The organism is Streptomyces millisiae, assembly GCF_031845425.1.
In the GTDB taxonomy this organism is placed as follows: domain Bacteria; phylum Actinomycetota; class Actinomycetes; order Streptomycetales; family Streptomycetaceae; genus Streptomyces; species Streptomyces millisiae.
In genome coordinates this window covers 1-255 of record NZ_JAVREM010000445.1, presented here as the reverse complement: position 1 = coordinate 255, position 255 = coordinate 1, and the positions used below count along the sequence as shown (strand labels likewise).

The following is a 255-nucleotide window of genomic DNA, read 5'->3' as shown; positions in this document are numbered from 1 at the left end:
CTCGAGTGCTACACGACCCTCGGCTACCTGGCCGCGCACACCTCCACCGTGCGGCTCGGCGCGCTGGTGACCGGGGTGACCTACCGCCATCCGGGGCTGCTGGCCAAGATCGTCAGCACCCTGGACATCCTCTCCGGCGGCCGGGCCACCCTCGGCATCGGCGCCGCCTGGTACGAACGCGAGCACCTGGGGCTCGGCGTGCCGTTCCCGCCGGTCGCCGAGCGGTTCGAGCGACTCGAGGAGACGTTGCGGATC

The 255-nt window shown here is 72.2% G+C and carries 1 protein-coding gene; it reads left to right on the top strand.

Translation table 11 applies throughout. The features are described from left to right. On the top strand, window positions 1-255 hold a 255-nt coding region (locus RNC47_RS37495), incomplete at both ends, for an LLM class flavin-dependent oxidoreductase (RefSeq protein ID WP_311605359.1).